Source organism: Orrella sp. JC864, from assembly GCF_037026685.1.
Taxonomy (GTDB): Bacteria; Pseudomonadota; Gammaproteobacteria; order Burkholderiales; family Burkholderiaceae_B; genus Orrella.
In genome coordinates this window covers 47,281-68,516 of the sequence record NZ_JBANET010000009.1, presented here as the reverse complement: position 1 = coordinate 68,516, position 21,236 = coordinate 47,281, and the positions used below count along the sequence as shown (strand labels likewise).

At 69.0% G+C, this 21,236-nt stretch carries 17 protein-coding genes; 11 read left to right on the top strand and 6 right to left on the bottom strand.

The genetic code is table 11. From position 1 onward, the window contains the following. Positions 1–246 precede the first annotated feature (246 nt). Positions 247–2,808 (top strand): mechanosensitive ion channel domain-containing protein, encoded by a 2,562-nt coding sequence (locus tag V8Z80_RS10470; RefSeq protein WP_336061977.1) that lies wholly within the window; start codon positions 247–249, stop codon positions 2,806–2,808. A 28-nt stretch (positions 2,809–2,836) separates the two neighbouring features. Here the strand turns inward: V8Z80_RS10470 and V8Z80_RS10465 are convergent, their stop codons facing one another. Continuing rightward, a complete protein-coding gene (locus V8Z80_RS10465) occupies positions 2,837–3,493 on the bottom strand; it encodes a tellurite resistance TerB family protein (RefSeq protein WP_442951963.1) in 657 nt (218 codons plus the stop codon). A gap of 535 nt (positions 3,494–4,028) precedes the next feature. Between V8Z80_RS10465 and V8Z80_RS10460 the strand changes: the two genes are divergently transcribed. Continuing rightward, complete coding sequence (locus V8Z80_RS10460) at positions 4,029–4,427, top strand: DUF4168 domain-containing protein (protein WP_336061975.1); 399 nt, start codon at positions 4,029–4,031, stop codon at positions 4,425–4,427. Between the two features lie 59 nt (positions 4,428–4,486). Here V8Z80_RS10460 and V8Z80_RS10455 read toward each other — a convergent pair whose 3' ends face one another. Then, positions 4,487–5,494, bottom strand: a complete 1,008-nt coding sequence (locus V8Z80_RS10455; RefSeq protein ID WP_155194407.1) for a zinc-binding alcohol dehydrogenase family protein — start codon at positions 5,492–5,494, stop codon at positions 4,487–4,489. A 156-nt stretch (positions 5,495–5,650) separates the two neighbouring features. On the opposite strand from V8Z80_RS10455, the gene V8Z80_RS10450 reads away from it, so the two are divergent. The 5 genes from V8Z80_RS10450 to V8Z80_RS10430 all read left to right on the top strand — a co-directional run bounded on the left by V8Z80_RS10450 (position 5,651) and on the right by V8Z80_RS10430 (position 11,984). Continuing rightward, complete coding sequence (locus V8Z80_RS10450; protein WP_336061974.1) at positions 5,651–6,571, top strand: LysR family transcriptional regulator; 921 nt, start codon at positions 5,651–5,653, stop codon at positions 6,569–6,571. A gap of 32 nt (positions 6,572–6,603) precedes the next feature. After that, positions 6,604–7,485 carry an ATP-grasp domain-containing protein gene (locus V8Z80_RS10445; protein ID WP_336061973.1) on the top strand — a complete coding sequence of 294 codons (882 nt, stop codon included), beginning with the start codon at positions 6,604–6,606 and terminating at the stop codon, positions 7,483–7,485. 259 nt (positions 7,486–7,744) lie between these two features. Beyond that, complete coding sequence (locus tag V8Z80_RS10440; RefSeq protein ID WP_336061972.1) at positions 7,745–8,428, top strand: hydrolase; 684 nt, start codon at positions 7,745–7,747, stop codon at positions 8,426–8,428. Between the two features lie 9 nt (positions 8,429–8,437). After that, on the top strand, positions 8,438–10,333 hold the full coding sequence (locus tag V8Z80_RS10435; RefSeq protein WP_336061971.1) for an amidohydrolase: 1,896 nt from the start codon (positions 8,438–8,440) through the stop codon (positions 10,331–10,333). 40 nt (positions 10,334–10,373) lie between these two features. Further along, entirely contained in the window at positions 10,374–11,984 is a 1,611-nt protein-coding gene (locus V8Z80_RS10430; RefSeq protein ID WP_336061970.1) for an MFS transporter, read from the top strand. A gap of 10 nt (positions 11,985–11,994) precedes the next feature. Here V8Z80_RS10430 and gyrB read toward each other — a convergent pair whose 3' ends face one another. The 3 genes from gyrB to dnaA form a co-directional block, all read right to left on the bottom strand. Continuing rightward, positions 11,995–14,442 carry a DNA topoisomerase (ATP-hydrolyzing) subunit B gene (gene gyrB, locus V8Z80_RS10425; protein ID WP_155194418.1) on the bottom strand — a complete coding sequence of 816 codons (2,448 nt, stop codon included), beginning with the start codon at positions 14,440–14,442 and terminating at the stop codon, positions 11,995–11,997. A gap of 193 nt (positions 14,443–14,635) precedes the next feature. Next, positions 14,636–15,745, bottom strand: a complete 1,110-nt coding sequence (gene dnaN, locus V8Z80_RS10420) for a DNA polymerase III subunit beta (RefSeq protein WP_336061969.1) — start codon at positions 15,743–15,745, stop codon at positions 14,636–14,638. Positions 15,746–15,747: 2 nt separating this feature from the next. Next, positions 15,748–17,175, bottom strand: coding sequence for a chromosomal replication initiator protein DnaA (gene dnaA, locus V8Z80_RS10415; RefSeq protein ID WP_155194421.1), 1,428 nt, complete (start codon positions 17,173–17,175; stop codon positions 15,748–15,750). 164 nt (positions 17,176–17,339) lie between these two features. Between dnaA and rpmH the strand changes: the two genes are divergently transcribed. The 4 genes from rpmH (at position 17,340) to yidC (ending at position 19,974) form a co-directional block, all read left to right on the top strand. Further along, positions 17,340–17,474, top strand: a complete 135-nt coding sequence (rpmH, locus tag V8Z80_RS10410; protein WP_132472335.1) for a 50S ribosomal protein L34 — start codon at positions 17,340–17,342, stop codon at positions 17,472–17,474. A 98-nt stretch (positions 17,475–17,572) separates the two neighbouring features. Continuing rightward, positions 17,573–17,941: a ribonuclease P protein component gene (locus tag V8Z80_RS10405; protein ID WP_155194493.1), complete on the top strand. Its 369-nt coding sequence runs from the start codon at positions 17,573–17,575 to the stop codon at positions 17,939–17,941. Next, positions 17,938–18,189: a membrane protein insertion efficiency factor YidD gene (yidD, locus tag V8Z80_RS10400; protein WP_155194423.1), complete on the top strand. Its 252-nt coding sequence runs from the start codon at positions 17,938–17,940 to the stop codon at positions 18,187–18,189. Before V8Z80_RS10405 ends, yidD begins: the two co-directional genes overlap by 4 nt. Positions 18,190–18,279: 90 nt before the next feature. Then, a complete protein-coding gene (yidC, locus tag V8Z80_RS10395; protein ID WP_155194425.1) occupies positions 18,280–19,974 on the top strand; it encodes a membrane protein insertase YidC in 1,695 nt (564 codons plus the stop codon). 131 nt (positions 19,975–20,105) lie between these two features. Here yidC and V8Z80_RS10390 read toward each other — a convergent pair whose 3' ends face one another. Continuing rightward, complete coding sequence (locus V8Z80_RS10390; protein WP_336061968.1) at positions 20,106–20,993, bottom strand: fructose bisphosphate aldolase; 888 nt, start codon at positions 20,991–20,993, stop codon at positions 20,106–20,108. Positions 20,994–21,236 lie beyond the last annotated feature (243 nt).

The window sequence follows — 21,236 nt, the reverse complement described above, 5'->3', positions numbered from 1 at the left end:
CCGCGCCCGTCCGCGCGCGGTTACCTTATGCAGCAAAGCCGAAGGAATTGTCGGTTCCGGATGACACCAGGACTGCACTATCATCATGGTGGGGCCGGTATGGCCCTGATTTTTTTGGGCTGCGCCCTTGCACGCGCCGCGCGCACAGCCGGCCAAGGGCGTTTTCTTGCGGCGCGCCGCACGCCGCCGCGAGCATCCTTCGAATAGGAAACAAGCCTGGGCGCAATCAGCAAGGAGGTAAGCAAAGTGGGTGCCAGCACCGCCATCGATCCGACACCCGGCCGCAAGGCCGCTGCACAAGGCGGTCTGTCCGCCTGGCTGGCCAGCCTGCTGTTCTGCCTGCTTGCACTGGCATGCGTGCTGCCCGCAGGCGCGCACGCCGCCGCCGCGCCGCAACCGGCCGCGCCGGCGCAGGACGCGCCGTCCTATTCCGCCCTGGCCGACTTGCTCGAGAACGAGCAAAGCCGCCAGGCGCTCATCGAGCAGCTGCGCGCCCTGGCGGCGGACGGCGCACCGGCGTCCGGCACGCCGGCGCCGCCCGGCGGCGCGCGCGCGGCGCTGCCCGACGAGGCCGGCGAGCCGTCGCTGTCGCGCCGCATCGCCGACGGCACGCAGGAATTCTTCACCGACCTGGGCCAGGGCCTGGCCGAGGCCGCCGCGGCGTTTCGCTCCGTAGGCAGCGGCGAAGGCGCCCGCGGCATCAGCATGCAGGCCTGGCTGAACGCGCTGGCCGGCCTGGCCCTGGTGGTCCTGGCCACGCTGCTTTCGTGGTTCGTATTCCGTGTCCTGGCCGCGCGCCTGTATGCGCGCCTGGACCGCTGGCTGGCGCAGGTCGAGGCGGCCGCCGCCCCCGCGCAGGCCGTGCCCGGCGCGCCGCTACCGGCCGCGCCGCGGCTGACCGTGAGCCTGATCTACCGCCGCGCCCTGGCGGTGCTCGGGGCGCTGCTGGTCGATGTCGGCGTGATCGTGCTGGCCGCGCTGGTGGGCTACGGCGTGGGCCTGTTCGCCACCGGCCAGAGCGGACGCATCGGCACGCTCGAATCCATGTTCGTCAACGCCTTCGTGGCGGTGGAAATCGCCAAGGCCCTGGTGCGGGTGGTGTTCGCCACCCGCTATCCGTACCTGCGGCTGCTCAAGATGAACGACGACGTGGCGGTCTACTGGAACGCCTGGCTGGCCCGGCTGATCACGCTCACCGGCTATGGCCTGTTGATCGTGGTGCCGGTCATCCGCGCCATGTTCTCGCCGGCGGTCGGCCAGATGGTCGGCCTGCTCATCATGCTGGGCGTCTACGGCCACGCGGTGCGGGTGATCTGGGTCAACCGCCAGCTGCTGCGCCAGCGCCTGGAAGCCAAGGCGCAAGGCCTGGACACGGCTTTCATCGGCACCTTGCTGCGCATGCTGGCGCGGGTCTGGCACGTGCTGGCCATCGCCTATTTCACGGTGCTGCTGGTGGTCAGCCAGATCGCGCCCAACGATGCGCTGCCCTTCATGGCCAAGGCCACCGGCCAGACCATCCTGGCCATCGCCATCGGCCTGCTGCTCTCGGCCCTGCTGGGTTCGGTGCTGGCGCACCGCATCCAGCTGCCCGAGCACTGGCGCGCGCGGCTGCCCATGCTGGAGGCACGCCTGAATTCCTACGTGCCGGCGGCCATCAAGGGCCTGCGCCTGCTGATCCTGCTGTGGGTGCTGCTGATGGTGCTGGACGCCTGGCGCGCCTTCAACCTGTCGGCCTGGATCGCCTCCGAACGCGGCAGCGCGGCCATCTTCATGGTCGTGCACGTGGGCATCATCCTGGCCGGCGCGGCGCTGGTCTGGACGCTGATCGCCAGCATCATCGAGCATCGCCTGAACGCGAACGCCGACGCGGGCGGCCCCACCGCGCGCGAGAAGACGCTGCTGGCGCTGTTTCGCAATGCCGCGCTGATCGTCATCGTCACCATGACGGTGCTGATCGTGCTCTCGCAGATCGGCATCAACATCGGCCCGCTGATCGCCGGCGCCGGCGTGGTGGGCCTTGCCATCGGCTTTGGCGCGCAGAAGCTGGTGCAGGACATCATCACCGGCGTGTTCATCCAGCTGGAAAACGGCATGAACCAGAACGACGTGGTCGAGGCCGGCGGCGTATTCGGCACTGTCGAAAAGCTCACCATCCGCTCGGTGGGCATCCGCACGCTGGACGGCGGCTACCACCTGGTGCCGTTCTCGTCGGTGGACGTGGTCGTCAACCACATGCGCGACTTCTCGTACCACCTGGGCGAATACACCATCGCGCACCGCGAAAGCGTGGACGAGGCCATCGTGCACCTGAAAGCCGCCTTCGCCGAACTGCAGGCCGACGAGGTGCTGGGGCCCGAGCTGCTGGAGGACATCACCGTGGCCGGCGTCACCTCGCTGAGCGAGCGCGGCGTCACCATCCGGGTGCTGATCAAGACCACGCCGGGCATGCAGTGGGCGGTGCAGCGCGGCTACAACCGCCTGGTCAAGAAACACTTCGACGCGGCGCGCATCGAGCTGCCGTACCCGCACACCGTGGTCTACTTCGGCCAGGACAAGAACGGCAAGGCCCCGCCCGTGCGCGTGCAGACCATCGAGGCGCAGGAGGTTTCCGTTCCCGAGACGGCCACCGCCGCCGGGCACACGCCGCGCAAGCTCAAGCCTGCGGCGCCGCAGGACGCCGCCGACGTGCTGGGCAACGAACTGGAAACCGTGGTGGACGAGGACGGCGAAAAGAAGGACCAGCCCGAAGTGGACACCACCGGCCGCGACCGGCCGGGGTACGAGGGACCTTCCTCGCCGAAACGCTAGCCGCCGCGCCCGCCGGCGGCGGCCTGCCTCAGGCTGCCGCCGGCCGCACCTGCTGTTCCAGCGTTTCCTTCAGGCCGGGCTCGAGCTTGAGCTGGCGCGCCAGTTCGTCCAGGTAGGCGCGCTCCATGTAGCTTTCCTCGTCCACCACCATCAGGCTGGCCAGGTACATCTCGGCCGCCATTTCGGGGGTGGCCGCGGCCCGCGCCACGGCGGCCGGGTCCAGGGGCCGCGCCAGCTCGTCGTGCAGCCACTGCTGGTCGGCCGCCTCGCCCGAAAGCTTGGCCAGCTCGGTCTCGAGCAATTGCGTCTCCTGCGGGCCGATATGCCCGTCGGCCTTGGCCGCGCCGATCATGGCGGTCAGGACGGCCCGGCTGTGCTGCTCGGCTTGCGGGGCGGGAAGGCGGTCCAGCGTGCGCGGCTCGGCCGGCGCCGGGGCGCCCGGGCCCGCCGCCCCTTGCGCGGCCTGATTGCGCTGCCAGTCGCCATAGGCCTTGTAGGCCAGCGCGCCCAATGCCGCCATGCCGCCATACAGGGCCAGGTTGCCGCCCATCTTGCGCGCCTTCTTGTTGCTCAGCAGCAGCGCCAGGGCGCCGCCGCTCAAGGCCCCGCCGCCGAATCCGGACAGCATCGAGGCCAGCCCGCCGCCCGAGGCCGCTGCCCGGGCCTGGCCTTGCCCGCCCGGCAGGCCGCCCAGCCGGTCCTGCAGGCCGCCCGCGCCGCCCTGGCCTGCGCCGCCCAGCTGCCTGGCCAGCCCTTGGCCCGATTGCAGCAATTGATCCAGTATCTGACGTGCGCTCAAACTCGGCTCCTTGACGAAATAGGGACAACGCCATTGACGGCGAAATGAAAGCTTAAGTTCCGCGGCGCCCTGGCGGTTCGCCGCGCCGGCTGCGCTTTGCAACCAGGCATGACAGCGGCCCGTTGCGCATCGTGCAAGGCGCGCTGTCCGCTGGCCGAGGTGTCCGGCAGGGCCGGGCCGCCCAGGCGCGCCACGCCTGGGCCGCACGGATCGAGACGCACATCCGCTACAGCGGCCTTGCAGGTCATGACCGCCAGGTAACACAATCTAAAAGGGGTGCGACCCCGTCCGACACAGGCCCACACACTGCGAAACTTGCCGGGCCCGGCGCCGCGTTGCGATGATGGGTCCAGTTCCGGCGCGCGGCGTGGCCGCGGGCGCGCAGCGCGCCGGCCTTGACCGATTTGCAAGGAGATCCAGCATGAAGCGATCGACCAAAGCCGCCCTCTCGGCATTCCTGCTCACCGCCGGCCTGGCCTCGGGCGCGGCCATGGCGCAAGCGGCGGCGCCCGCGCCGCAGCCTGCGCAGGTGCAGCCCATCACCTCGCCCTCGGACGCCCAGCTCGAAAAATTCGCTGCGGCCTCCCAGAAAGTGGCCATGGTGGCCAATGAGTACCAGCCGCGTTTCGATTCGGCCACGGACGACGCCTCGCGCCAGCAGATCCTGCAGGAAGCCGACGCCAAGATGGTCGAACTGGTGCGCGCCGACGGCCTGACGGTCGAGGAGTTCAACGGCATCGGCCAGGCCGTGCAGCAGGATCCCCAGCTGCGCGAACGTGTCATGCAAAAGCTCGACAACGCCCCGGCGGTCCAGCAGTAGAACAGCCCGCCGCGCGCAAGCCGCCCCGGCCGGGCGGCTTTTTGCTGTCCGGACGGTAATCAGAACCCCGACAGCACCACCTTGCCGCGCGAGCGCTGGCTCTCCACCAAGGCATGCGCGCGGCGCAGGTTGGCCGCGTTGATGGGGCCGTAGTCCTCGTTCAGCGTGGTCTGGATGCGCCCCGCATCGACCAGCTCGGCCACCCGCTCGAGCAGGCGATGCTGGGCAATCATGTCCGGCGTCTCGAACATCGGGCGGGTGAACATGAGCTCCCAGTGCAAGGAGACGGCCTTGGACTTGAGCGGCATGGCGTCCAGCGTGGCGGGATCGTCGATGAGCCCCAGCTTGCCTTGCGGGCGGATGAGCTCGACGATCTGCGCGTAGTGCGCATCGGTGTGGGTCAGGCTGGCCACCAGTTCGGGAGCGGGCAGGTCCTGCGCCTTCAGGGCCTGCGCCAGCGGCTGGCTGTGGTCGATGACGTGATGCGCGCCCATGCGGCGCACCCAGTCGGCCGTCTGCGGCCGCGAGGCGGTGCCGATGACCGTCAGCCCGGTCAGTTGCCGCGCCAGCTGCACCAGGATGGAGCCCACGCCGCCGGCCGCGCCGATCACCAGCAGACTCTGCCCCTGCCCGCCGCCCTCGGGCACGCCCAGGCGGTCGAACAGCAGTTCCCAGGCCGTGATGGTGGTCAAGGGCAGCGCGGCCGCCTGCGCGTCGGTCAGGCTGCGGGGCTTGCGTCCCACGATGCGCTCGTCCACCAAGTGGTATTCGCTGTTGCTGCCCGGGCGGGTGATCGAGCCGGCGTAATAGACCTCGTCGCCCGGCTTGAACAGGGTCACCCCGGCGCCCACGGCCCGGACCACGCCCGCCGCGTCCCAGCCCAGCACGCGCGGCTGCTCGACGGCGGCGCGATGGCGCACCTTGGTGTCCACCGGATTGACGGAGACCGCCCGCACCTGCACCAGCAGGTCGCGGGGGCCGGGCTCGGGCGTGGGCAGCTCGATATCGATGAGCGCCTGCGGGTCCTCGATGGGCAGGGCATGGCGGGTGTAGGCGACGGCTTTCATAAAAATCCTCGGCGATAAGGGGTATCAGGCGGGCCAGGCCCGGGCCCCGCGATGCGGCGCGGCCCGGCGGCCCGGTCCTGGGCAGGCCATGATCCTCCTTTGCCATCCGTACTTAAACAGGCAAAATCAAGCAACAGTTTCACTCTGGAAAAGAAAATGCTGCGGCTTGGCGACTTGTCCCTGTTCGTGCGCGCGGCCTCGCTGGGCAGCTTCTCGCAAGCGGCGCGCGAGGCCGGCCTGCTGCCCGGCCAGGTCAGCGCGGCGATCAAGCGGCTCGAACGCGAGCTGGATATCCGCCTGTTCGCCCGCTCCACCCGCAGCCTGCGCCTGACCGCCGAGGGCGAGCGCTACCTGCCCTATGCGCAAGGCGTGCTGGAGCAGCTGCGCGAAGGGCGCGAGCAGCTGCAAACGGGCCGCAGCACGCTGCGCGGGCTGCTGCAGGTGGCCGCGCCCTCGGACCTGGGCCGCAACGTGCTGCTGCCCTGGCTTACCGCCTTTCGCCGCCAGCATCCGGCGCTGGGTCTGCGCCTGTATTTCTCCGACCGCGTCGCCGACGTGTTCCGCGAACCGGTGGACGTGGCCGTGCGCTACAGCCACGCGCCCGAGGCCAGCTTCGTGGCGCTGCCGCTGGCGCCGGCCAACCGCCGCGTGCTGGTGGCCTCGCCGGCCTACCTGCAACGCCGCGGCCGGCCGCAGACGCTGCAAGACCTGCAGGAGCACGAATGCCTGCTCTACCTGCTCAGCAGCCGCGTCTACGACAAATGGGCCTTCTTCGAGGCCGGCCAGCGCCGCCAGGTCGGGGTGCGCGGCGCGCTGCAAAGCGACGATGGCGAGATCGTGCGCCGCCTGGCGCTGCAAGGCGAAGGCATCGTGTACAAATCCTGGCTGGACGTCAGCGACGATGTGCTGGCCGGCCGGCTGGAAGTGCTGCTGGGCCATCTCGAGGGCGAGCAGGCGCCGCTGCACCTGGTCTGCCCCCACCGCAAGCAATACACCCCTGCCGTGCAGCAGCTCTACCAGCTGCTGCGCGAGCGCTGCGAGGCGCTGTCGGCCACGCGTCCGCGCGCGCCGTCCTGACTTCTTCCCGCCGCTCGATGACTTCTTGCTCCATGCTCCCTGACACCCCCCGCCTGATCGCCATCGCCACCTACCCGCAAGAACCCGCCCTGCATCCGGACGATGCCCGCCTGCTGCCCGCGCTGCGGGCCCAGGGCATCCAGGCCCATGCGCATCCCTGGGACGCCGCGCTTGACTGGCGCCGCTACGACGCCGTGCTGATCCGCTCGACCTGGGACTACGTCGAACGCCACGACCGGTTCCTGGCGTGGCTGGCGCAGCTGCCCGTCCCGCTGCTGAACCCGGCCCCTACGGTGCGCTGGAACGCGGACAAGCGCTATCTGCTGGAGCTGGCCGGCGCGGGCATCAACGTCGTGCCCAGCCAGGCCGCCCAGGCCGGCGAGCTGCCGGCGCTGGTCGCGGCGCGGGCCGGACAGACCGTCATCGTCAAGCCCTGCATCAGCGCCGCGGCCCGCCACACGCTGCGCGGCCAGGCCGGCCAGCCGGACTTCGCCGCGCAGTTGGCCGCCCTGCCGCCCGCCGGGCATTACCTGGTGCAGCCCTATATCCGCGAAATCGAGTCGCAGGGCGAATGGTCGCTGGTGTTCTTCGACGGGCAATACAGCCATGCCGTGCGCAAGCTGCCGGCCGCGGGCGATTTTCGCGTGCAGCCCGCCCACGGAGGCAGCGCCTTTGCGGCCGAGCCCGCCCCGGCCCTGGTCGAGGACGCCGCCGCGGTGCTGGCGGCGCTGCGGGCGCTGGGCCACGCGCAGCCGGCCTACGCCCGGGTGGACGGCGTAGCGGTGGACGGGCGCCTGATGCTGATGGAGCTGGAGCTGATCGAGCCGCTGCTGCACCTGTATGCCGACCCGCGCGCGCCGGCCCGGCTGGCGCAGGCCGTGGCGCGCCGCCTGGACGGCCTGCCCGCGGCCTGAAAACCGCGTCCCATGCCCGGCCTGGCCCGGATCGCGACACTGTGTCACGAAAATTTGACAGGCGCATTCCCGAAAAATATCGGAAGATAGCGGCAACGACATCCTTTCCTTCGACCATGCGGGACTGTTCGCGGCTTCCCGCATCCGGACCGGCCCTCACGCGCTGGCAAGCAAAGAACGGGCCGGCCGCAGCGCCAGCAGCATCGTGCGCATCGCCGCCTTGCACCCTTTCGTTGCTGCACCATCCAAGGAGAGTTCCGTGTCCAACCCGTACCTCGAAGTGCTCACGCCGCAGAACAGCCAGCTCATCTTCATCGACCAGCAGCCGCAGATGGCCTTCGGCGTGCAGTCCATCGACCGCCAGGTCCTGAAGAACAACGTAGTGGGCTTGGCCAAGGCGGCCAAGACCTTCGGCATCCCCACCACCCTCACCACCGTCGAGACCGAAAGCTTCTCCGGCCATACCTATCCCGAACTGCTGGCGGTGTTCCCCGAACACAAGATCCTCGAGCGCACCTCGATGAACTCCTGGGACGACCAGAACGTGCGCGACGCGCTGGCGGCCAATGGCCGCAAGAAGGTCGTGGTCTCGGGCCTGTGGACGGAAGTGTGCAACACCACCTTCGCCCTGTGCGCCGCGCTCGAGGGCGGCTACGAAATCTACATGGTGGCCGACGCCTCGGGCGGCACCTCGGTCGAGGCGCACAAATACGCCATGGACCGCATGGTGCAGGCCGGCATCGTGCCGGTGACCTGGCAGCAGGTGCTGCTCGAATGGCAGCGCGACTGGGCGCGCAAGGAAACCTACGACGCGGTCATCTCGATCGTGAAGGAGCACTCCGGCGCCTACGGCATGGGCGTGGACTACGCCTACACCATGGTGCACAAGGCCCCCGAGCGCGTGCAGCACGGCGAGCGCATCGGCCCGAACCCGGCCAGGTAGGGGCCGCGCATGCGCGCCGCGCCCATTGCCGACGTGGTCCTGCGCCACGGCCGGATCACCACGCTCGACCCCGCCAGGCCCACGGCCAGCGCCGTCGCCATCAAGGACGGCAGGTTCCTGGCCGTCGGCGACGATGCGCAGGCCATGGCGATGGCCGGGCCCGCCACCCGCGTCATCGACCTCAAGGGGCGCAGCGTCCTGCCGGGCCTGTTCGACAACCACACCCACGTGGTGCGCGGCGGCCTGAACTACAACCTGGAGCTGCGCTGGGACGGCGTGCGCTCGCTGGCCGACGCCATGGACATGCTGCGCCGGCAGGTGGCCGTCACGCCCGCGCCGCAATGGGTGCGGGTGGTGGGCGGCTTCACCGAGCACCAGTTCGCCGAAAAACGCCTGCCCACGCTGGACGAGATCAACGCCGTCGCGCCCGATACGCCGGTTTTCCTGCTGCACCTGTACGACCGCGCCCTGCTCAACGGCGCGGCCCTGCGCGCGGTGGGCTACACCCGCGACACGCCCGAGCCGCCCGGCGGGCAGATCGTGCGCGACGGGCAAGGCAATCCCACCGGCCTGCTGCTGGCCAAGCCCAACGCCACCATCCTGTATGCCACGCTGGCCAAGGGCCCGAAGCTGCCCCTGGACTACCAGGTCAATTCCACGCGCCATTTCATGCGCGAGCTCAACCGCCTGGGCGTGACCGGCGTGATCGACGCCGGCGGGGGGTTCCAGAACTATCCGCAGGACTATGCCGTCATCCAGAAGCTGGCCGACGAAAACCAGCTGACCGTGCGCCTGGCCTACAACCTGTTCACGCAAAAGCCCAAGCAGGAGAAGGAGGACTTCCTGAACTGGACCGCCAGCGTCAAGTACAAGCAGGGCACCGACTATTTCCGCCACAACGGCGCCGGCGAGATGCTGGTCTTCTCGGCGGCCGACTTCGAGGACTTCCGCCAGCCGCGTCCCGACATGCCGCCCGAGATGGAAGCCGAACTGGAGGAAGTCATCCGCGTGCTGGTGCACAATCGCTGGCCCTGGCGCCTGCACGCCACCTACGACGAAACCATCTCGCGCGCCCTGGACGTCTTCGAGAAGGTCGACCGCGACACGCCGCTGCAAGGGCTCAACTGGTTCTTCGACCACGCCGAGACCATCTCCGACCGGTCGATAGACCGCATCGCGGCGCTGGGTGGAGGCATCGCCGTGCAGCACCGCATGGCCTACCAGGGCGAGTACTTCGTCCAGCGCTACGGCGAGCAGGCCGCGCAGGCCACCCCGCCCATCGCCCGCATGCTGGAAAAAGGCGTCAAGGTGTCGGCCGGCACGGACGCCACGCGCGTGGCCTCCTACAACCCCTGGGTGTCGCTGTCCTGGATGGTCACCGGCAAGACGGTGGGCGGCATGCGGCTATACCCGCGCCGCAATTGCCTGGACCGCGAAACCGCCTTGCGCATGTGGACCGAGAACGTGGCCTGGTTCTCCAACGAGGAAGGCTTGCGCGGCCGTATCCAGGCCGGCCAGTTCGCCGACCTGATCGTGCCCAGCAAGGACTACTTCAGCGTGCCCGAGGACGAGATTTCCTTCCTGACCTCGGACCTGACCGTGGTGGGCGGACGCGTGGTCTGGGGCGCGGGCGAGTTCGCCAGCCTGGACGAAGGCGGGCCGCCGCCGGCCATGCCGGACTGGTCGCCCACGCGGCTGTTCAAGGGCTACGGGGCCTGGGGCGAGCCCGAGGGGGCGGGCAGGCATTCGCTGTACCCACGCTACCACTCGGTGGCCGGCTGCGGCTGCGCCAGCGCCTGCGGCCTGCATGGGCACGACCATGCGCGGGCCTGGGGCGCAGCCGTGCCGGCGGCGGACAAGAAGGATTTTTTCGGCGCGCTCGGGTGTTCGTGCTGGGCCGTATGAGCCGGGTGCCGCGCAGCGGCCGGCAAAAGGAGGACCGGACATGACGCCATCGGCGCAATCCCCGTCAAGCGGCGGCTTCGCCCCGCTGCGCCAGACACTGTTCGCGGTGCTGTGGGCCGCCACGGTGATCGGCAACACCGGCAGCTTCGTGCGCGACGTGGCCAGCGCCTGGCTGATGACCGACCTGTCGCCTTCGCCGGCCGCCGTGGCGATGGTGCAGGCCGCCGCCACGCTGCCGGTCTTCCTGCTGGCGATTCCGGCCGGCGTGCTGGCCGACATCCTGGACCGGCGCAAATTCCTCATCGGCATCCAGCTGCTGCTGGCCGGCACCAGCATCTGCCTGATGCTGCTGTCGGCCGCCGGCCTGCAATCGGTGGCCTCGCTGGTGGCCCTGACCTTCCTGGGCGGGGTGGGCGCGGCGCTGATGGCGCCCACCTGGCAGGCCATCGTGCCCGAGCTGGTGGACAGGAAAGACCTCAAGAGCGCGGTGGCGCTGAACTCGCTGGGCATCAACATCGCCCAGGCCATCGGCCCGGCGCTGGGCGGGTTGGTGCTGGCCAGCCTGGGCGCGGCCTTCACCTACGGCGTGGACGTCATCAGCTACGTGTTCGTGGTCGCCGCGCTGCTGTGGTGGCGGCGTGCGCCCGCCGCGCAGGACGCGCTGTCCGAACGCTTCACGGGCGCCTTCCGGGCCGGCCTGCGCTATGCGCGCGCCAGCCGCGAACTGCACGTGGTGCTGGTGCGCGCCTTCGTGTTCTTCGCCCTGGCCAGTTCGGTCTGGGCGCTGCTGCCGCTGGTGGCGCGCCAGCTGCTGGGCGGCGGCGCCGGCTTCTACGGCATCCTGCTGGGCGCGGTCGGCCTGGGCGCCATCGGCGGGGCGCTGCTCATGCCGCGCCTGCGCGCGCACCTGAGCGCCGACGGCCTGCTGCTGGCCGCCGCGCTGGTCACGGCGGCCGTCATGGCCTTGCTGTCCTTCGCGCCGCCGCAATGGGCGGCCGTGGCGGCGCTGCTGGTGCTGGGCGCGGCCTGGATCACCGCGCTGACCACGCTCAACGGCGTGGCCCAGGCCATCCTGCCCAACTGGGTGCGCGGACGCTCGCTGGCGGTCTACCTGACGGTGTTCAACGGCGCCATGACCGCCGGCAGCCTGGGCTGGGGCGCGGTGGCGCAGGGCATCGGCGTGCCGCTCACGCTGCTGGCCGGCGCGGCCGGGCTGCTCGCCAGCGGGCTGCTCGCCCACCGGCTCAAGCTGCCGTGCGGCCAAGCCGACCTGGTGCCCTCCAACCACTGGCCCGAGCCCTTGACGGCCGAGCCCGTCGCGCACGACCGCGGCCCGGTGCTGGTGCAGATCGAATACCGCATCGACCCGGCCGAGCGCGATGCCTTCTTGCAGGCCGTCACCCGGCTGTCGGCCGAGCGCCGGCGCGACGGCGCCTACGACTGGGGCGTGGCCGAGGATGCCGCCGACCCCGCGCTGATGCTCGAATGGTTCGAGGTCGAGTCCTGGGCCGAGCACCTGCGCCAGCACCGGCGCGTGTCCCGCGCCGATGCCGACCTGCAGGCCGAGGTGCAGCGCTTTCACCGGGGCGAAGGCAAGCCGGTGGTGCGGCACTTCCTGGCCGCGCGGCCAGGCGGGCGTAGGCAGGCCTAGGCGCGGGCGCCTACACGTCGATGTTGCTTGCCGACAGCGCGAACTGCTCGATGAAGGCCCGGCGCGGCTCGACGTGGTCGCCCATCAGCGTGGTGAAGATCTCGTCGGCCGCGATGGCGTCCTCGATCTGCACGCGCAGCAGGCGGCGCACCTTGGGGTCCATGGTGGTTTCCCACAGCTGCTCGGGGTTCATTTCGCCCAGGCCCTTGTAGCGCTGCTTGCTCACGCCGCGCTCGGCTTCGCTGCGCAGCCACTGCATGGCCTCGCGGAAGTCGGAGATGGCCATCTCCTTGCGCTTGTCGCCCTCGCCGCGCGCCACGAAGGCGCCCGGGCCGACCAGGTCCTTGAAGATCTCGGCCGAGCGGGCCAGCACGGCGTAGTCGGCGCCGCGCACGAAGTCGGCGTCGATCACGCTCACGCGCATGTTGCCGTGGTGCTTGCGGTTGACCAGGACGCGGTATTTTTCGGTGCCCTCGTCGTATTGCGCCACGGCCTCGACCTGGTTCGGCAGGGCCGGGTCCTGCAGCGCCGCGTGCAGGCGCTGCGCCGAGGCCTGGGCGGCCTCCTGGCTGGACAGGTCGATGCCCACGCCCTGGGCCAGCGCCGAGAGCGCGTCCTCGTCGAACAGGCGCGACAGGCGCGCGATGACCGCATCGGCCAGCACATACTGGCGCGCCAGCTCGGCCAGCGCATCGCCGCGCAAGGGATCCTTGCCCTGGCCGGGCACCACCTCGGCGTCCTTCAAGGCCAGCTGCATCATGAACTGGGCCTCTTCGTGCTCGTCCTTCAGGTAGCGCTCGTCGCGCCCGGCCTTGACCTTGTACAGCGGCGGCTGCGCGATGTAGACGTGGCCGCGCTGCACCAGCTCGGGCATCTGGCGATACAGCAGCGTGAGCAGCAGCGTGCGGATGTGCGCGCCGTCCACGTCCGCGTCGGTCATGATGATGATGCGGTGATAGCGCAGCTTCTCGATGTTGAAGTCGGGCCCGATGCTGGTGCCCAGCGCGGTGATCAGCGTGGCGATCTGCTCGCTGGCGATCAGCTTGTCGAAACGCGCCTTCTCGACGTTGAGCACCTTGCCGCGCAGCGGCAGCACGGCCTGGAACTTGCGGTCGCGCCCCTGCTTGGCCGAGCCGCCGGCCGAATCGCCCTCGACCACGTACAGCTCGCACAGGGCCGGGTCCTTTTCCTGGCAGTCGGCCAGCTTGCCGGGCAGCCCCGCGCCTTCGAGCACGCTTTTGCGGCGCGTCATCTCGCGCGCGCGGCGGGCGGCCTCGCGCGCGCGCGCGGCCTCGACGATCTTGGCGCACAGCGCCTTGGCGTCGTTGGGATGCTCCAGCAGCCAGGTCTCCAGCGTGCGGGCCACCGCTTCCTCGACGGCCGGGCGCACCTCGCTGGAGACCAGCTTGTCCTTGGTCTGGCTGCTGAACTTGGGCTCGGGCACCTTGACCGACAGCACGCAGGACAAGCCTTCGCGCATGTCATCGCCCGTGGTCTCGACCTTGGCCTTCTTGGCCAGCTCGTTGTCGGTGATGTACTTGTTCAGCACCCGCGTCATCGCCGCGCGCAGGCCGGTCAGGTGGGTGCCGCCGTCGCGCTGCGGGATGTTGTTGGTAAAGCACAGCACGCTTTCGGAATAGCTGTCGTTCCACTGCATGGCCACGTCCACGCCCACCGGCACGCCGCCGGCGCTGGACTCGGTGCTGACCGAGAACACATTCGGATGCAGGGCCGTCTTGGTGCGGTTGATGTATTCGACGAAACCGCGCACGCCGCCCGAGAAGGCGAAGTTTTCTTCCTTGCCCTGGCGCTGGTCGATCAGGCGGATCTTCACGCCATTGTTCAGGAACGACAGCTCGCGCAGGCGCTTGGAGAGGATCTCGTAGTGGAACTCGATGTTGGAGAAGATCTCGGGGTCGGCCAGGAAATGCACCTCGGTGCCGCGCTTCTCGGTGGTGCCGGTGACCGTCAGCGGCGCCACGCGCTCGCCGCGGCGGAACTCCATCTCGTGCACCTGGCCGTTGCGGCGGATGGTCAGGCGCAGCCACACGGACAGCGCATTCACGCAGGACACGCCCACGCCGTGCAGGCCGCCCGAGACCTTGTAGGAGTTCTGGTCGAACTTGCCGCCGGCGTGCAGCTCGGTCATGACGATCTCGGCGGCGCTGCGGCCGAACTCGTCGTCCTTGTGCACGTCGGTGGGAATGCCGCGGCCGTTGTCGGCCACCGAGATCGAGTTGTCGGTATGGATGGTCACGACGATGTCGTCGCAGTGCCCGGCCAGCGCCTCGTCGATGGCGTTGTCCACGACCTCGAACACCATGTGGTGCAGGCCCGTGCCGTCGGAGGTGTCGCCGATGTACATGCCCGGGCGCTTGCGCACGGCCTCCAGGCCCTTGAGCATCTTGATGGAATCGGCGCCGTAGTCGGCGGGCTGGGGGGTGTTCGTATCGGTCATATTTCTCTCAGTGGCTTGCCGCGCCAGGCGGGAGCGGCAACACATCAAACAGCTGCGGTCCTGTGCGGGGCGCCGCGCGGCCGGTCTTGCCGGTGCGCCGGCATCGCCCGTCGCGAGGCGGCGCCAAGCGCCTGGGCGCGGGCTCCATCGTGCCAAGGCGCCTGCCGAGGGCGCGCGCAGCCTCGGGGCGGGCTCAAATTCTCATGGGCATGACGACGTACTTGAACTGCTCGTCCTCGGGCAGGGTGATCAGCGCCGACGCGTTGGCATCGGGCATCACCGACCAGGTGACCTCTTCGGTCTTGACGTTGGACAGCACGTCCAGCAGGTAGCCGACGTTAAAGCCCACGTCCAGCGGCTCGTGGGAATAATCGATGTCGATCTCTTCCTGCGCCTCTTCCTGCTCGGCGTTGGAGGAGGAGATCCTCATCTGGTGCTGAGCCAGCTGCAGGCGCACGCCCTTGAACTTGTCAGTGGTCAGGATGGCCGCGCGCTGCAGGCTGCCCAGCAGCAGTTCGCGGTTGACGTTGAAATGGCGCGTGTAGGTGGTGGGGATCACGCGGTTGAAATCGGGGAACTTGCCCTCGACCAGCTTGGAGATCAGCTCGACCGCACCGAAGCGGAAACGGATCTGGCCGGCGGCCACGTCGATGGACAGCGGCTCGTCGGAGTCTTCGAGCAGGCGCTGCATCTCGAGCACGGTCTTGCGCGGCACGATGACCTCGTGGCGCTGGCCGATGCCCTCGACCGGCGTGGCGCAATGCGCCAGGCGGTGGCCGTCGGTGGCCACGGCGCGCACCTGGCCCGGCTCGAACACCAGCAGCATGCCGTTCAGGTAATAGCGGATGTCCTGCTGGGCCATGGCGAAATGCACCATGTTCAGCAGGTGGCGGAAGGTCTTTTGCGTGAGCGAGAGCGAGACGTCCCACTGCTCGGGCTGGGCCACGGTGGGAAACTCGGTGGCCGCCAGCGTCTGCAGCGCGAAGCGGCTCTTGCCGGTCTGCACGGTCATCTTCGAGGAAGCCAGCGACAGGCGCACGTCGCCGGTGTCGGGCAGGGCGCGCAGGATGTCCAGCAGCTTGCGCGCGGCCACGGTGGTCGATTCGTTGTCCGGGCCCACGCCGAACTCGGCATGGGTGGTGATCTGCACTTCGAGGTCGGTGGCAATGAACGAGACGCGATTGCCTTCCTTGCGCATCAGGATGTTGGCCAGGATGGGCAGCGTGTGCCGCCGTTCGACGATACCCGCCACGGTCGAAAGTGGCTTGAGCAAGGCATCTCGCGTGGTTTGTACCAGTTGCATGGTCATCCTTTTAGAGTTTGTTCCAACACGTGCAGGGTATGGTTCAGTTCGGCCTGTTTCCCCCGTGCCTCGGAGATCTTGCGCACCGCGTGCAGTACGGTGGTGTGATCCCTCCCGCCGAACAGGTCGCCGATTTCAGGCAGGCTTTTCTGCGTCAGTTCCTTGGCCAGGTACATCGCCACCTGGCGCGGCATGGCGATATTGGCCGGCCGGCGTTTCGAATACATGTCGGCCACCTTGATCTTGTAGAAGTCGGCCACGGTCTTCTGGATGTTCTCGACCGTGATCTGCCCGCTCGAGAGCGAGAGCAGGTCCTTCAGAGCTTCCTTGCAGACGTCCACCGTCAGGGCCTCGCGGCCATGAAAGCGCGCATAGGCCAGCACCTTGCGCAGCGCGCCTTCCAGTTCGCGCACGTTGCTGCGCAGGTGCTTGGCGATGAAGAAGGCCACTTCCTCGGGCATGTGCACGCCTTCGGACTCGGCCTTGCGCAGCAGGATGGCCACGCGCATCTCCAGCTCGGGCGGCTCGATGGCCACCGTCAGGCCCGAGTCAAAGCGCGTGGTCAGGCGGCTGTCGATGCCCGAGAGCTCGCGCGGATAGGTGTCGCTGGTGATGATGATCTGCTTGCGGTGCGAGACCATCGCCTCGAAGGCGTAGAAGAATTCTTCCTGGGTGCGCGTCTTGCCGGCGAAGAACTGGATGTCGTCGATCAGCAGCAGGTCCAGCGAATGGTAGTAGCGCTTGAAGTCGTCGAAGGCCTTGCGCTGGTAGGCCTTGACCACGTCCGAGACGTACTGGTCGGCATGCACGTAGCGCACGCGCGCGCCGGTGCCGGCCGCCACCATCGCGTTGCCGATGGAGTGGATCAGGTGGGTCTTGCCCAGGCCCACCCCGCCATACAGGAACAGCGGGTTGTACGACACGCCCGGGTTTTCGGCCACCTGCAGGGCGGCGGCGCGCGCCAGCTGGTTGGCCTTGCCGGTGACGAAGTTCTCGAAGGTCAGGTCGGTGTTCAGGCGCGAGCGGTCGTAGGCCTGGTCGGCCGCGGCCGACGTGACCACGGCCGGGGCGGCCACGGGCGCGGGGGCCGCGCCCGCACCTGCCGCACCTGCCGCACCTGCCGCACCTGCCGCGGCTCCCGCGCCGGCGCTGCGCACGCCCGGGCGCGCGGCGCCCTGCGCGGCGGCCGGCGGCAGCTCGAAGCAGACCTGCACCGGGCGCTGGAACCATTCGCTGGCCAGCGCCTCGATCTGGTGGGAGAAATTCTTGCGCACCCAGTCGAGCTTGAAGCGATTGGGCGCGGCCACGCGCAGCACCGCCTGCGCCTCGTCGAACGCAAGCGGCACCAGTGGACGGATCCACGCGCTGATCTGCTGAGGGGGAAGGTCCTGCTCCAGGCGACGGACGCAGGTCTGCCAGAATTCGTTCATTGAGTTCGATTCCAAACCAGGATTCTACCTTGCCTCCCCCCGGTTATCCACAGGCTGGCGGGAGGGGAAATCCGTAAACGGACGCTAAATGCTTGACGAAGCTAGCCATTTTTGATGAAATGGCGGGCTTTTCCGAATTCTTTGCTCTTTTTTGGGTTCTAGCCATGAAACGCACCTTCCAGCCTTCCGTTACCCGTCGCAAGCGTACCCACGGTTTTCGCGTGCGCATGAAGACCCGCGCCGGCCGCGCCGTCATCAACGCCCGCCGCGCCAAGGGCCGCAAGCGCCTGGCCGTCTAAGTCCGGCCGGCTGCGGCCTTGCCGCACCGCCCAGCCCCATCCAGGCCGGCCCCGTTTGCGGCCTGGAGCGCCAGCCCGCCGTGAGCGATCCGAAAGCCTTGCCCCGCGCCACCTTTGGTCCCGAGGCCAGGCTGCACAGCCCCTCCGAGTATGCCGCCGCCCTCAAGGGCCGCCGGCTTGCCCGAGGGGCGCTTTTCGTGCTGCATTGGGCCCCGCCCCTGCCCGGGGACGCTTCCGGGCTGGCCAGGCTGGGCCTGGTGGTTCCCAAGCGCCACGCACCGCGCGCCAGCACCCGCAACGCCGTCAAGCGGGTGGTGCGCGAGGCGTTTCGCCAGCGGCGCCATGCGCTGCCTGCCGGGCTGTACGTGGTGCGCCTGCAAAGCCGTCCGGCGCCGGCCAGCCTCACCGCCCTGAAGGCGGCGGCGCGCCATGAAGCAGACGCTCACTTCAAGCGCAGCCCACGATGATCCGGCAACTGTTGATCCTGCCCATCCGGTTCTACCGGTATTTCCTGAGCCCTTGGGTGGGGCATGGCTGCCGTTTCAACCCGACCTGCTCGGCCTATGCCATCGAGGCCATTGAACGCCACGGCGCCCTGCGCGGTCTGATGCTGGCCGTGCGGCGCATCGGCCGTTGCCACCCTTATGCAAAAGGCGGGCACGACCCGGTGCCGGACGTGCCCGCCGCCCGCCGCCGCCCAGGCAAGCCGGACTGAAAGCCGGCTGCGGTACACTGGCTGGCTTTGCTGGATTCCAGCCCCTTCTTTTTCCTGCCTTTTCCTGCCCGCGCGGCAGAACCCAAGCAAATGGAAATCCGTCGCACCATCCTGCTGATGATCTTCTCGTTCTCCCTGTTGCTCCTCTGGAACAACTGGCAGATCCATACGGGCAAGCCGCCCTTGTTCGGCCCCGCGCCGGCCTCGGGCACCGGGCAATCGGCGCAGGCCGAACAGCCGCAGCCGGCCGCCGGCGTGCCGGACGTCCCCACCAGCAATCCCACCTCGGCCGTCGAGGCGCCACCGGCCGGCCTGCCCGGCGCCACCGCCCAGGCGCAGGCCCAGGCGCAGACGGTGGTGGTCAGCACCGACGTGCTGCGCCTGACCTTCGATACGGCGGGCGCCCAGATCATCCGCGCCGAGCTGCTGAGGTTCCCGGCCACCGACCGCCCGGACCAGCCTTCGGTGCTGCTCGATCGCAGCCCCTCGCTGACCTACGTGGTGCAAAGCGGCGTGATCGGCGCGCCCGCCGGCCAGAGCTTCCCCACCCACATGAGCAATTTCCGGGTGGCCAGCGCCGAGCGCGAGCTGCAAGGCGATACGCTCACGGTCAGCTTCGTGGGCGAGTCCGACGGCGTGCAGGTCACCAAGACCTACACCCTGCATCGCGGCCGCTACGATATCGGCGTGCGCCACGAGATCGCCAACAACGGCCCGGCGCCGGTCTCGCCCTCGCTGTACCTGCAGATCACGCGCGACGGCAGCAACCCGCCCGATACCTCCAAGTTCTACAGCACCTTCACCGGCCCGGCCCTGTATTCCGAGCAGGAGAAATTCCAGAAGGTCAGCTTCTCGGACCTGCAAAAGAACCGCCACGACTACGTGCGCCAGGCCGACAACGGCTGGATCGCCATGGTGCAGCACTATTTCGTGACCGCCTGGGTGCCTCCGCAGGGCACGGCGCGCACCAACGACCTCACGCAGGTGCAGCCCAACCTGTACGCGGCGCGCACCATCGAGCCGGTGGGCCAGATCGCCCCGGGCGCCAGCACGGCCGTCGACTCCAACCTGTGGATCGGCCCCCAGGACCAGCAGGCGCTGGCCGCCCTGGCGCCGGGCCTGGACCTGGTGGTGGACTACGGCTGGCTGACCATCATCGCCAAGCCGCTGTTCGCCCTGATGACCTGGCTGCACACGCTGCTGGGCAACTGGGGCTGGACCATCGTGGCCCTGACGGTCATCATCAAGGCGCTGTTCTACCCGCTGGCCGCGGCCAGCTACCGCTCCATGGCGCGCATGAAGCAGGTCGCCCCGCGCCTGCAGGCGCTGAAGGAAAAGTACGGCGACGACCGGCAGAAGCTGAACGTCGCCATGATGGAGATGTACCGCAACGAGAAGATCAACCCGCTGGGCGGCTGCCTGCCCATGGTGGTGCAGATCCCCGTCTTCATCGCGCTGTACTGGGTGCTGCTGGCCAGCGTCGAGATGCGCGGCGCGCCCTGGATCCTCTGGGTCCAGGACCTCTCGGTGCGCGATCCCTGGTTCATCCTGCCCGCAGTGATGATGGCCACCATGTTCCTGCAGATCAAGCTCAACCCCACGCCGCCCGATCCCATGCAGGCCAAGGTGATGATGCTGATGCCCCTGGTGTTCGGCGGCATGATGTTCTTCTTCCCGGCGGGCCTGGTGCTCTACTGGTGCGTGAACAACATCCTGTCGATCGCGCAGCAGTACGTGATCACCAAGCAGATCGAGCGCAAGGCGGCCGAGCAAGCCATGAGGTAGGCCCGCCCCCGGGGCGCGCTCGCGCCTCCCCCTCCAGGGGGCGGCGCTGGCGGACCGGCAAAGCCGGCTCCGCGGCGCCCCGCCCCGGACCGTAGCGTGCGCCCGGCATTTTTCCTTCCGGGCCGCCTGCTTCAGGCGATCGAAGCGCGGTAGATGCTCTCGATGCTGGCGTCCAGCTGGCTGTTGAATTGCTCGTCGGACTGCTGGGCCGACAGGCCTTCGGTCAGCGCGCGGCTGAAGCTGGCGATCACGCCGGGATTGCGCGCCAGGCGGGCATTGGCCTCGTCGCGGCTGTAGCCGCCGGACAGGGCCACCACGCGCAGCACGCGGGGATGGTCCACCAGCGCCTGGAAGTCGCCGTCGGTCTCGGGCAGAGTCAGCTTGAGCATGACCTGGACGTCGCCGGGCAGCGCGTCCAGGCGCTTGAGAAAGCCTTGCTTGAGCAGGCGCTCGGCCTGCTGCTTGTCGGTGGCCTTGATGGAGACTTCCGGCTCGAGGATGGGCACCAGCCCGGCCCGCACGATCTGCATGCCGATCTCGAACTGCTGGTCCAGCACCGCCTCGATGCCCTTCTCGTTGGCCTCGGCCACCACCGAGCGCATCTTGGTGCCGAAGATGCCCTTGGCCACGGCGCGCTGCAGCAGCGCGTCCAGGCCGGCAATGGGCTTCATCCGCTGCACCCCGTCGGCCTGCTCGGCCAGGCCCTTGTCGACCTTCAGGAAGGGCACGACCTGCTTGCGCTCCCACAGGTAGGCGGGAGCGTCCATCCCGTCGAACTGGCGGTCCATGGTCTGTTCGAACAGGATCGCGCCCAGCACGCGGCGGCCATCGAAGGCGGGGCTGGCGACGATGCGCGTGCGCATGGCATGCACCAGGTCGAACATCTCGGTCTCGTTCTGGTAGGCCGACTCGGGCACGCCATAGAGTTTTAATGCCTTGGGCGTGCTGCCGCCGCTCTGGTCGAGCGCGGCGATAAAGCCTTGGCCCCCAGCGACCTTGGCGAGCTGTTCCGGATTCATGTAGCGGGCTCCGTGTGTAGGGTTGAAACGATAGGACGTCCGGGGCCGGGCGCGGCTCCCGATTCAGCCCGCAAGCTTACCTAGGCTTTGGGCCGGGGAGCGGCCTGCGGCCGGCGAAAAGGCAACAATCCATTTCCGCCGGCCGCGGGGCACGGGCATCGCGCGGGCGACGATGCATTCTTACCATAAAGCCGCAAGGCCGCGCCCGTGGCGACGCAGGGAATCCCGGGAGCCATCGGGAAA

What these genes read in the sequence shown, in the direction of transcription:
- V8Z80_RS10455 (WP_155194407.1), bottom strand. Translation starts at nt 5,494, where the DNA reads ATGAAAGCCGTCGCCTACACCCGCCATGCCCTGCCCATCGAGGACCCG.
- yidD (WP_155194423.1), top strand. Translation starts at nt 17,938, where the DNA reads ATGATCCGGCAACTGTTGATCCTGCCCATCCGGTTCTACCGGTATTTC.
- yidC (WP_155194425.1), top strand. Translation starts at nt 18,280, where the DNA reads ATGGAAATCCGTCGCACCATCCTGCTGATGATCTTCTCGTTCTCCCTG.
- gyrB (WP_155194418.1), bottom strand. Translation starts at nt 14,442, where the DNA reads ATGACCGATACGAACACCCCCCAGCCCGCCGACTACGGCGCCGATTCC.
- V8Z80_RS10450 (WP_336061974.1), top strand. Translation starts at nt 5,651, where the DNA reads ATGCTGCGGCTTGGCGACTTGTCCCTGTTCGTGCGCGCGGCCTCGCTG.
- rpmH (WP_132472335.1), top strand. Translation starts at nt 17,340, where the DNA reads ATGAAACGCACCTTCCAGCCTTCCGTTACCCGTCGCAAGCGTACCCAC.
- dnaN (WP_336061969.1), bottom strand. Translation starts at nt 15,745, where the DNA reads ATGCAACTGGTACAAACCACGCGAGATGCCTTGCTCAAGCCACTTTCG.
- V8Z80_RS10445 (WP_336061973.1), top strand. Translation starts at nt 6,604, where the DNA reads ATGCTCCCTGACACCCCCCGCCTGATCGCCATCGCCACCTACCCGCAA.
- V8Z80_RS10435 (WP_336061971.1), top strand. Translation starts at nt 8,438, where the DNA reads ATGCGCGCCGCGCCCATTGCCGACGTGGTCCTGCGCCACGGCCGGATC.
- V8Z80_RS10390 (WP_336061968.1), bottom strand. Translation starts at nt 20,993, where the DNA reads ATGAATCCGGAACAGCTCGCCAAGGTCGCTGGGGGCCAAGGCTTTATC.
- V8Z80_RS10460 (WP_336061975.1), top strand. Translation starts at nt 4,029, where the DNA reads ATGAAGCGATCGACCAAAGCCGCCCTCTCGGCATTCCTGCTCACCGCC.
- V8Z80_RS10430 (WP_336061970.1), top strand. Translation starts at nt 10,374, where the DNA reads ATGACGCCATCGGCGCAATCCCCGTCAAGCGGCGGCTTCGCCCCGCTG.
- dnaA (WP_155194421.1), bottom strand. Translation starts at nt 17,175, where the DNA reads ATGAACGAATTCTGGCAGACCTGCGTCCGTCGCCTGGAGCAGGACCTT.